Here is a 569-nt window from a genome sequence, read left to right as displayed (position 1 = left end):
CGTCAACGGCGGATCCGTCGCCATCGGACACCCGCTCGGGTCCACCGGCGCGCGGATGCTGACCGATCTCCTCTGCGAGCTCGAGCGCCGCGGAGACCGCTTCGGACTTCAGACGGTGTGCGAGGCCACCGGAACCGCGAACGCCACCATCATCGAACGCATCGGCTAGAAGGGCATCCACCATGACCGACATTGTCAAGGGGCTGCCGTCCACGCACGGCGACAGCACCCAGCTCAACACGACCACCCTCATCCGGCACGCCGCCAGGACCTACCCGGAACAGGAGATCGTCTACCGCACGCCCGACGGCGGCTGGGACCGCTACACCTACGCCGACGCGTACCGTCGTATCCGCCGGGCCGCGAACGTGCTCGGCGGACTCGGCGTGGGCCCGGCCGACGTGGTCGGCATCCTGGACTGGAACAGCAAGCGCCACTTCGAATTGTACTGGGCCATCCCCGGCACGGCGGCGGCGATGCTGCAGATGAACCTGCGCCTCTCGCCGGCGGACCTCGCTACGTCGCCACCACAGCGGCGCCTCCGTCGTGCTGGTCGACGAGTCCCTGCA

At 68.9% G+C, this 569-nt stretch carries 2 pseudogenes; both read left to right on the top strand.

Annotation, left to right across the window (positions count from 1 at the left end):
• Positions 1-169: pseudogene (locus tag RHBS_RS28480) on the top strand (steroid 3-ketoacyl-CoA thiolase); the annotation flags it as partial.
• Positions 170-182: 13 nt separating this feature from the next.
• A pseudogene (locus tag RHBS_RS28475) lies at positions 183-569 on the top strand (AMP-binding protein); the annotation flags it as partial.

Origin of the sequence: Rhodococcus sp. BS-15, assembly GCF_000813105.1 — a bacterium.
Taxonomy (GTDB): domain Bacteria; phylum Actinomycetota; class Actinomycetes; order Mycobacteriales; family Mycobacteriaceae; genus Rhodococcoides.
Note: the sequence above shows the minus strand (reverse complement) of the source record. Positions and strands in the feature narration are given on the sequence as shown.